Source organism: Pseudaeromonas pectinilytica (assembly GCF_054780855.1).
The window spans coordinates 24639-34313 of the sequence record NZ_BAAGVN010000343.1; the positions used below are offsets into that span (position 1 = coordinate 24639).

General features: G+C 57.0%; 6 protein-coding genes. 4 read left to right on the plus strand and 2 right to left on the minus strand.

The genetic code is table 11. The features are described from left to right. Positions 1-92 precede the first annotated feature (92 nt). The 3 genes from ACYVG7_RS16450 to folE all read left to right on the plus strand — a co-directional run bounded on the left by ACYVG7_RS16450 (position 93) and on the right by folE (position 4469). The gene (locus tag ACYVG7_RS16450) at positions 93-1289 is read left to right on the plus strand and encodes an FIST signal transduction protein (RefSeq protein WP_460884176.1); all 1197 of its coding nucleotides are present in this window, start codon (positions 93-95) and stop codon (positions 1287-1289) included. Continuing rightward, positions 1286-3421, plus strand: coding sequence for an ATP-binding protein (locus tag ACYVG7_RS16455; RefSeq protein ID WP_460884177.1), 2136 nt, complete (start codon positions 1286-1288; stop codon positions 3419-3421). Before ACYVG7_RS16450 ends, ACYVG7_RS16455 begins: the two co-directional genes overlap by 4 nt. A gap of 397 nt (positions 3422-3818) precedes the next feature. Then, on the plus strand, positions 3819-4469 hold the full coding sequence (gene folE, locus ACYVG7_RS16460; RefSeq protein ID WP_460884181.1) for a GTP cyclohydrolase I FolE: 651 nt from the start codon (positions 3819-3821) through the stop codon (positions 4467-4469). A 147-nt stretch (positions 4470-4616) separates the two neighbouring features. On the opposite strand, the gene olsF is transcribed toward folE, so the two are convergent. Both olsF and pepT read right to left on the minus strand, forming a co-directional pair. After that, positions 4617-6341, minus strand: coding sequence for a bifunctional ornithine lipid synthase OlsF (olsF, locus tag ACYVG7_RS16465; RefSeq protein WP_460884178.1), 1725 nt, complete (start codon positions 6339-6341; stop codon positions 4617-4619). Positions 6342-6401: 60 nt separating this feature from the next. Further along, the gene (gene pepT, locus ACYVG7_RS16470) at positions 6402-7637 is read right to left on the minus strand and encodes a peptidase T (protein ID WP_460884179.1); all 1236 of its coding nucleotides are present in this window, start codon (positions 7635-7637) and stop codon (positions 6402-6404) included. 808 nt (positions 7638-8445) lie between these two features. Between pepT and speA the strand changes: the two genes are divergently transcribed. Further along, the coding region (speA, locus tag ACYVG7_RS16475) for a biosynthetic arginine decarboxylase (protein WP_460884180.1) at positions 8446-9675 on the plus strand (1230 nt) is incomplete at its 3' end.

The window sequence follows — 9675 nt, forward strand, 5'->3', positions numbered from 1 at the left end:
TTCAATCGAGCTTTAATCATATAATTTCCCGGTCGGGTTACATAACCATTCCCGCGCGCTCTTGCAGAGTGCTCACAGAAAAAGGAGAGGCCGTGAAGGTCGCGACTGCATTTTCGTTACAGGCCGGGAGCGAGCTCGCGGTACAAGAAGTCATCGCGGATATTCGCCAGAAACTGGGCGCCGCGCCCCATCTGTTGCTGATCTATTTTACCGAGCTCCATGATGGCAATGTTCTGGTGATGCAGTTAAAAGCGGCTTTTCCTGACTGCCAAATCACCGGCTGCAGCTCGTGTCAGGGCATTATGACGGAGGCGGGTTACCATTCGACGGAGGGCCGAGCGCTGGCGTGTTGGGCACTCCGTGATGAGAAGGGCGCTTATGGTTGTGCCTTGGCTCCACTGACCTTGAGCATCGAGGCTACGGTTCAGGGCTTGCTGGATCAGGCGATGCGCCGTTGCGAGCGCCCAGGTGAGCTGCCGCAGTTGGTCTGGTTACATGCCAGTCCCGGCCACGAAGAACGAATCATGGCAGCGATCGAGACCCGGCTTGGCCGTTCGGTAGCCATTGTTGGGGGGAGCGCCGCGCACAATCTTCGCGGTCAGCGGTGCCAATTACTGACTCAGGATGGTTGTCTGCAGCAGGGGATCGCCATCACGCTGTTTTATCCGGATTGCCAGATCGCCACCAGTTTTCACTCCACTTATATGCCGGCTGGTCCCCGTGGTATTGCGACCCAAGTCGAGGGCCGCGAATTGCTGACCATCGATCATCAGCCGGCTGCCGCCGTGTATAACCAGTGGACTCAGGGTTGTATCGCCAATGCCCTGTCTGGCGGCAGTGTCTTTGCCCAGACCACCTTGTTTCCCCTGGCCCGGCAAGGGGGGCTGCTGTCCGGTGTGCCGTATTACAAGTTATCACACCCGGAGGAGGTTACGGCGCGAGGCGGCTTACGGCTGTTTACCGATATTCACGAGGGGGAGGCAGTCATCCTGATGGAGGGAAATCGCACCGGTTTGCTGGATCGGGCGGTACGCTCCAGTAATTTCACGGTGGGCCACGCCGATATGGAACAACTGGCCGCGCTGAATATCTTTTGTGCCGGTTGTATGTTGACCCTGAGCTCGGCCATGGAACAGGTGGTGGACTCGCTGCTGCTGGCCCGGCAAGGGGTGCCGTTTATCGGTCCCTATACCTTTGGTGAGCAGGGGCGGTTCAGTGGGGGTGAAAATGCCCATGGCAATCTCATGATCTCCACCGTGGTCTTCTATCAAAAAAGGGATGCGGCATGAGCCAGCAGGCGAAGAGTCCGGCTGAGCTGGAGCTGGAACTGCACGAATTGCGTCTGCAGTTGGCGGCCAGTCAGGAGCGGGAAAGCAAATGCAGCGCCGAGAACAGTTGGCTGCTCAAAGGCATGGCCATGCTGACACGGCCGCAGAGTATTCATAGCCTGTTTGATGCGCTGATTGCTATCTTGCGGCCGCTGATTGGCTTTGAACATGCGACCATCCTGGTGCTGGAAAAACAGGAGCCGCAGCTACGCTGCGCGGTGGCCAGTCATCCCCTGTTGCAACAGCAGAGCTGGCAACGCGGCCCCTTGTTCGAGCGAGTCTTGACTGGCGAAACGGTGGCGCTGTTTGCGCCTGAATTGACCCAGGAGTTTGCCGCTTGTCACCCCGATGTCCAGCGCATGGCGGGGAGCGTCTTGCTGACCTCTTTGAATCTGGTGCAGGGGCGGATGATGCTGATCTGCTGCCATTCGGCGCGTCATCGTCTGGATCTGCAGGCGCGGGATCTGCTGGAGCGCTATCGGCCCTTGATGGATCAGGCTCTGTTGAACGTGGGTTACCGATCCCGGCTGGAGCTTCTGGTCGAGGAGAAGACCCGAGCCTTGCGTCAATCCCAGCAGTGTTTCCGCCAGTTTGCCGAGATGGCGAGTGATTGGTTCTGGTTGACGGATGCGAACCACCAATTCATCCAGTTCGCCGAGGATGTGGAAGGTGAAGAGTTTACCTCCAGCCTGATGTCCCAGATCCGTGGCAAGTGTTTCATGGATTATCTGACCGACCGTGAACGCAGTAAGGCGGAGAAATGGCAACGCCATCGTCAGGATCTGGCGGAGCACAAGCCGATCCGTGCTTTCCGTTTCGAAGTGTTTTTCAACGGCCAGAGCCGCTGGTTGTCGATCAATGCCGATGCTTATTACGATGATCGCTCCCAGTTCCTCGGTTATCGCGGCACTGTGAATGATATAACCAGTCAGGTCGTGCGCAATCAGGAGCTAAAACGCGCCAAGATGCGCGCCGATGCCGCCAATCAGGCCAAGTCGCAGTTTCTGGCGGTGATGAGCCACGAGATCCGGACGCCGATGCAGGCCATTCTCGGCATGCTGGAATTGCTGGATCAGAGCGAGTTGACCAGTAAGCAACGGGAGTTGATCCGCCACGTCACCCATTCGGCGGCACTGTTACAAACCTTGCTGCACGATGTTCTGGATTTGTCGCGTATTGAATCCAGCGAGATGACGCTGGAATCGATCCCGTTTGAGAGTCACTTCGTCATCAACTCGGTGATCACCCAGTTGGAGGAACGCGCCCGCAGTAAGCAGATTGGCTTGCAGGTCGAGCTGGATCCGCAACTGCCACCCCTGTTGCAAGGGGATCCGCTCCGTCTGACCCAGATCCTGTTCAATCTGCTGGGCAATGGCATCAAGTTTACCGCTCAGGGCCAAGTCAAGCTAAGTGTCCGGCGCGAGAACCGCTGGTTGCATTTCCGAGTACAGGATACCGGCATTGGCATACCGCCAGAGCTATGTAGCGAACTATTTCGCCCCTTCCGTCAGTTGGATCCCTCCATGACCCGGCGTTTTGGTGGCACAGGTCTTGGTCTGGTCATCAGCCAGCGTCTGGTCTCCTTGATGGGTGGGGAAATTGGGGTCGAGAGTCAACTCGGGGTGGGCAGCTGTTTCTGGTTCCGTATCCCCTGTTACGAGGTACAAGGGGGGACTGGGGTCGAGGTCATGGCGGCGAGAGAACTCGAAACCTTGCCGACCTTGCAGATCTTGTTAGTAGAAGACAGCCTGGTCAATCAGCAGGTCATCCAGGCCATGCTGCGGAAACTGGGGCACCAGGTGACGCTAGCCAGCAATGGGCGTGAGGCGGTTGCCGCCGTGGCAGCCGCCACTCCGCAGCTGGTACTGATGGATTTACGGATGCCGGAGATGGATGGCCTGGAAGCAACCCGGCGCATCAAACAAGATCATCCCGAGTTGCCCATTCTGGCATTGACCGCGAATGCATCGGAAGAGGATCGCGTTGCATGCCGACTCGCAGGCATGAGCGAGCTGGTGAGTAAACCGGTCACTTCCAGAAGGCTCCAAATGGCGATATCTGATGTAATGGGCAAAAAAAATGGCCAACTCTAGGTTGGCCAAACTTCAGCTGTCGCTGAAGAGAGCACGGGATAAAACTGGTTTACAGATTTATATATGGAATTATCGTGCCAACTTTTTTAAGTGGATAAATGGCTATATTGGCCTGATTTTACCCCTTTACTCTAAAAAGGGCTCATTAGATTCCGCTTTTTGCAAATCAGTCATTGCAAAATGCAAATATATTAGCGTTTTGCAAAATACCTAGATTAGTGACCTGCGAAAACTAACAGGTTCATCCTGGGGCCATCGCGCGTCGCATGGTAAATGAAATGTTACGAATCGATGGTCTGGGGTATCCTGTGCGGCGTGAAGGTGAGGAAGCCGGTTTTTAACCTAAGCCTGGATTGATGATATGATTGGCCACCTTGATGGTGATGGAGAAGATGTGATGTCAACCTTGAGTAAAGAAGCCATCCTGGTTCGCTCTGCGCTGGAAGCCAGAGGACTCGAGACCCCACGGATTGTAAATCCGCTGACGGATGCGGAAAAAAAGACTCGCATCGAAGCGCATATGCGGGGTGTCATGGAAGTACTGGGCCTGGACATGGCGGATGATAGTCTGGCCGAGACCCCCCAGCGGATTGCCAAAATGTATGTGGAAGAGATCTTCTCCGGACTCGACTATCAGGCCTTTCCCAAGATCACCCTGATTGACAACAAGATGGGGGTCGATGAGATGGTCAAGGTCAGCAACATCACGGTGACCAGCACCTGTGAGCATCATTTTGTGACCATTGATGGTCTGGCCAAGGTCGCCTATTTCCCCCGCGGCAAGGTGATTGGGCTGTCGAAGATAAACCGCATCGTGCAGTTTTTTGCCAAGCGTCCCCAGGTACAAGAGCGTCTGACCCAGCAGATCCTAGTGGCCTTACAAGCCTTGCTGGAAACCGAGAATGTGGCCATCTCCATGACGGCAACCCATTATTGTGTCAAATCCCGCGGCGTCATGGATGCCAGCAGTCTGACCACCACCACAGCACTGGGTGGCATGTTCAAGAGCAATCTGGCGTCCCGGCAGGAGTTTTTGGGCAACTTCTAGTATTGCCATTTGCGCGGGCTCTGAGCTCGCGACGAGTTACTGGCTGCTACGTGTCATTGAACAAAGGGAACCCTCGGGTTCCCTTTGTGGTATGGGGCTGCTGCTGGTTCGTGCTTACCCGGCTTGTTATCCGGGCTTCATCCATCATCAGGCGGCGACTTCTTTCTCGAGCGACTGATGAATAGCGATATAGCGCTGGTATTTAGCCGCTTTGAGACGGGATAAGTCCACCAACACCAGGCCATCCACGCAATCGGCAAAGTCCGGATCGGTGCCGAAATCCATAAATTGCACGCCACCGGTTTCGCACAATTCCGAGTACTGCTTGTAGAGCGTAGGAATGGCGCAACCCAGGTTATCCAGCATGGATTTCAGACGGGCCAAGTCCGCGGCATAATCCTGTCCGCTAAATTGCTCCAGCACTTGCGGCAATGACGCCGGGTAGGGGCGGCGTGAGTGTGCGACGCCCAGCTTGGCCGGAAAGTAGAGCCGATAAAAGGCGATCAGCAGATCCCGCGCCGCCATGGGTAGGGATCCCGAGATGGATACCGGGCCAAACAGGTAACGGTACTGGGGATTGCGGGCCAGGAAAGCCCCGATCCCCTGCCATAGATAATCCAGCCCGCGGCGTCCCCAATAGGCGGGTTGAATAAAGCTGCGACCCAGCTCCAGCCCCTGCTGCAGTACGTCATCCATCTGCTCGCCATAGGCAAACAGGCTATGACTGTAGAGCCCGGCCAGCCCCTTGCGCGCCAGCTGCTCGGCCGTGGGAATAAATCGATAGGCGCCGACAATTTCCAGCACCCCCGGATCCCAGAGCAGCAGATGCAGGTAGTCATCATCGTACTTGTCCAGATCCCGGCGCTGGCCTGTGCCTTCGCCTACGGCGCGGAAGGCTATTTCCCGCAACCGTCCCAGTTCGCGCAGGATGGGGGCATGGGGCTGATCCTGCCGACGATACAGATAGATCTGCTTGCCATCCGGGGTTTGTCCCAGATGTTCGCAGTGCTCGACTTCGCGTTTGAGCAGGGCGCGCTCCTCGGGGAGAGCAATCGGTGATTCTGATTTGAAGAGCCCGGATTTTCCCTTGGCCAGACGATACAGGTGTTTGCGGAAGCGTTTGGCCAGTTGTTCCAGGGTGAGATCCTTGTCGGCCCAGGCGGCATACGGGATGCGAGCACCGATGCGTAAATGGATACGGCCGCGACGATGGGCGAACATCTCGCGCACCAACAACAGGGTCGCTAACGGTTTGTAGAGCATGGAGGTGAGGTAAAACAGCGGCGAGTTGCGGCCGCGCACATACAAGGGGACGATCGGGGCCCGGCTGCGGGCGGCGAGGCGTAAAAAGCCAGGATTCCAGCGGCCATCGCGCACGCCCTGTGGCCGCAGACGAGAGACTTCGCCGGCCGGGAAGACAATTAAGGCTCGCCCTTCGGCCAGATGCTCGCGCATGGCTTCGATTTGCTGGCGATTGGTCCGGCTGCCCATGTTATCCACCGGAAACAGCAGCGGCCGCATCGGCGCGACATGGGCCAGCATCTGATTGGCCATGATGCGTACATCGGGCCGTACCTTGGCCACCACCCGCAACAGCGCCATGCCATCCAGCGTGCCGATTGGGTGGTTGGCAACCAGCACCACGGGGCCGCTGCTGGGGATGTGCTCCAGCTCGTGATCCGCGACTTCACAGGCGAAATCGAAGTAGCCCAGCACTTGCTCGATAAAATCCAGGCCGTGGAGATGGGGATACTGTTCAGCAAATTGCTGCAGATCATGTTCATACAGCACCCGGCGTAACAGGGGCTTGAACCAATGATGGTGCGACTGGGTGGGGAAGTATTGGCTAAGCAGGGCATCGACGCTGATCATGGTTGGCCTCCGGCAGTTATACCGGAGGCCAGCTTGCTAGCGGCTCATGACAGCCGCGGGTCAGCGCGGTGACGAGTGTGTGACGGTCAGACGGGCTATGGCGATCAGGGTGGCAACTGCTTTTTCCATCGACGGGACCGGTATGTACTCATGCTTGCCGTGGAAGTTATGACCGCCGGTGAACAGATTGGGACAGGGCAAGCCCATAAACGAGAGGCGCGAACCATCGGTGCCGCCGCGGATTGGCTTGATTTTGGGTATCACACCGGCTTCGCGCATCGCTTGTTCGGCAATATCGATGATGTGACGATGGGGGAGTACCTGATCGCGCATATTGCGGTAGCTCTCCTTGATGGCGATGCTGAAACGCGGTGGACCCGGGCGGGCATTCCAGGTGGCGACTTGATCCAGCAGGAACTGCTGACGGCGGGCAAAGCCGTCGCTGTCGAAGTCGCGGATGATGTAGGTCAGGGTGCTCTCTTCCACCGAGCCTTGCATCCCGATCAGATGGTAGAAGCCCTGATAGCCCTCGGTACACTCCGGCGTTTCAGCGGCCGGCATGCTGGCATGAAACTGTGCGGCCAGAGTCTGGCTATTGACCATGATGTCTTTGGCGGTGCCAGGATGCACATTGTTGCCCTGTACCCGGATGATGGCCGTGGCAGCATTGAAATTTTCATACTCCAGCTCTCCGAGCTCGCCGCCATCGACTGTGTAGGCCCACCGGGCCTTGAAGCGATCCAGCGGGAACAAGTCCGCGCCGCGACCAATCTCCTCATCCGGGGTAAAGCCCAGATAAATATCACCATGGGGAATTTCCGGATGAGCCAGCAGATGGGCCATGGCGGTGATGATTTCGCAGATCCCGGCCTTGTCGTCGGCACCCAGCAAGGTGGTGGCATCGGTGGTGATGAGATCCTGCCCCAGATAGCTGCGCAGGGAGGGAAAATCCCCGGGGCTCAAGACTTCCTGGCTATTGCCCAGCGCGATGTCACCGCCCTGGTAGGCCTCGACCAGTTGCGCCTGGACCTTGTGGCCGGAGAAGTCTGGCGCTGTGTCCATATGGGCGATAAAGCCGATGGCGGGGACTTCCGTGGTCACATTGCTGGGCAGCAAGGCGGTCAAATAGCCGTTGGCGTCCAGTTCAATCTGTTGCAGGCCAAGGCTGCTGAGTTCGGTGGCCAGATGGCGGGCCAGGCTCAACTGCCCGGCGGTGGAGGGGCAGCCGCTCTGGCTTTCATCCGCCTGGGTGTCGAATTCGATATAGCTGAAGAAGCGGGCAAGAAGATTATTCATAAGCAACATCTATGAGGATCAAGGAGGCTAAAGTATGCCGTCTTCATTAGTGACTCTTTTTGAGTCATCGCAGGTTTTTGGCGGATCCTGCTACTAAAAGGCGAGCTGAATTGCTGATCCTGTGGTCAGTCTGAACCCATGCCATACGCCGCTTCCCTGCTGATTTTGTGATTTTATTCACTCAGAATTAATGATTACGCATTTGTGCTGAAACTCATCACTTTTATGGAGTTTTTAACGCTGAGATTTCCGGTAGCAAATGAAAAAAACTGTGTGTAAACTCCGCGCAAACCACAGCCCTCTCACCTGAACCCGTTGGGCTGTGCATACAGGATGAATGGTCAAGCCCTTCGGTTTTTGCCGAGGGGCTTTTCACTGGTTCGGCGACCACAGGTAGTGGCGCCTCGAGACAAGGAGTTACCACCCGGCATGCATGATGACGCCCCTGGGCCTGCGCTTACTCTGCTCATTGCCCCTTCCCCGGTGTTGTGTGTTGTCCGGTTGAACTCCCCCTATTCTGCTTTCGTTCTGACTCCCGGTTTATCCCGCTTCATGTCCTGCCGGTCTTTGGGCCGGATCGGGTATTGAACCGGATGGGGAAGGAAAGTAGTGAGCCCGACAGGGCAATCAAACCATGGCGCAAGTTGTGGGAATGAAAAAGGCCCGCCGTCATGCCGCAGCGCATTCGGGCCAACGCGACGGCGGGCAATCAGCTACCCCAGAGATCCGGTGCAGACCGGATCTGCTGGATTTGATTTGGCCAGTAACGAGTACCCGACGACGGGACTCTTATTGCGAGGCATAGCCCATGACTAACTGGTCCTCAGCGGACGCTCTCAAGGTCTATAACCTGCCTTACTGGGGCGGTGGCTTTTTTCATTTGGATGACAAGGGACAAGTAGTGGTTGCACCGGACAAGAGCCGGCCTGACCACCGCGTCGCCCTGGTCGATATTATCGAGGAGCTGCGCAAGCAGGGCTATGCAGCCCCTGTGTTGTTGCGGTTCCCGGACATCATCAAGAGTCGGGTCGATGCACTGTTCAATGCCTTTCAGCAAGCGATAGAAAACTATGGCTATGAAGGGAACTACCAGTGTGTCTATCCCATCAAGGTGAACCAGCAGAATCAGGTGATCGAGTCGATTGCCAAAGCCTATGACGACAAACCGCGTCTGGGGCTGGAAGCAGGCTCCAAACCGGAACTGCTGGCCGTGCTCTCCCATCGTCATGAGCGGGGCACCGTCATCATCTGCAACGGCTACAAGGATCGGGAATACGTCCGGCACGCGCTGCTGGGCAGCCTGATGGGCCACCACGTCTACATCGTCATCGAGAAACCCTCCGAGCTGGAGCTGGTGCTGGATGAAGCCGAGCGGCTGAAGATTGCTCCCCGCATCGGTGTCCGCGCTCGCCTGGCCCATAAGAGTGCCGGTAAATGGCAGGCTAGCGGTGGCGAGAAGTCCAAATTCGGCTTGTCGGCGGCGCAGATCCTGCGGCTGGTGGAGCGCTTGCGCGACTCCGACAAACTCGACTGGTTGCAGTTGGTGCATTTCCATTTGGGCTCCCAGATTGCCAATATCCGGGATATCCAGAGCGGGATCCGCGAATGCGGCCGTTTCTACGCCGAGTTGCGTCGTCTCGGTGCCGCCATTGATGTGGTGGACGTTGGCGGTGGTCTGGGTGTGGATTATGAAGGCTCCCGCTCGCAAAGCCATTGCTCGGCCAACTACAGCTTGCGTGAATATGCCAACAACGTGGTCTGGGGCATCGGTGATGTCTGCCGTGAGTTCGGGTTACCCCATCCGACCATCATCAGTGAGTCGGGCCGCGCCATCACCGCGCACCATGCGGTGCTGATTTCCAACGTCATCGGTACCGAAAAGGTCGAGAGCCGCGAGCTGGATGCGCCGGACGAGACAGCGCCCCTGCTGCTGCAAAACATGTGGGAGAGCTGGCTTGGGCGCTGTTCCCTTTACGTGTTGTTGACTATTTTCACCCCACCCGATAACCAGGATTTTGCACTGTTGGGCTCTTGGTTG